The organism is Haloferax sp. Atlit-6N (genome assembly GCF_003383195.1).
GTDB classification, from domain to species: domain Archaea; phylum Halobacteriota; class Halobacteria; order Halobacteriales; family Haloferacaceae; genus Haloferax; species Haloferax gibbonsii.
Window position 1 is genome coordinate 1 of the sequence record NZ_QEQJ01000166.1, and the last position, 532, is coordinate 532.

Here is a 532-nt window from a genome sequence, read left to right on the forward strand (position 1 = left end):
TCGGACAGAGCTATGTGAAAATCATCGGCACGCCGTGGGTGCCACAATGATTCACGAACGTCTGTCCGACAGTATGACTCGTCCGTGTTCGGCGGGCGCATACGACACCGAAGCCCGTCGCGCACGTCACCAACTCTCCTGGTGACACGTCTCGCGCACGGCCTATTACCTTGGAGACAGTAGCATAGAATGAGTAATGAAACGCCTAGACCGTCTGTTCGGGCTGCAGATCATTTCGATCGTGGCCGGGTTCGTCGGGGAACTGCTCGCCAGCGAACCGCTGCTGACAGCCGCCGTCGGCGTCTTCGCCGTCACTGTCGTCGCGACCTTCGCGCAGATGACGGGCGACCTCCTGTGGGGGCTCACCCAGCACCGGATACCGGATACCGCGACCGACCAACGTCGCTAGAGCCGACGGCGACTGCCTGTTGTAGCGACGTCCCCTCCAGGGTCGAGACGCCACCCCGGGGCTCTCCTTACACGTGCGGCTCGGGAACCGCTTCGGTAGCGGCAGCGCGCCAGGACCGCGTCG

At 63.5% G+C, this 532-nt stretch carries 1 protein-coding gene; it reads left to right on the forward strand.

The features are described 5' to 3' along the window. The first annotated feature begins 196 nt into the window (after positions 1–196). Positions 197–409 carry a hypothetical protein gene (locus tag DEQ92_RS21745; RefSeq protein ID WP_115821775.1) on the forward strand — a complete coding sequence of 71 codons (213 nt, stop codon included), beginning with the start codon at positions 197–199 and terminating at the stop codon, positions 407–409. Positions 410–532 lie beyond the last annotated feature (123 nt).

Bases quoted from the DNA above. Each gene is read 5' to 3' on its own strand.
- DEQ92_RS21745 (WP_115821775.1), top strand. From the start codon at position 197: ATGAAACGCCTAGACCGTCTGTTCGGGCTGCAGATCATTTCGATCGTG.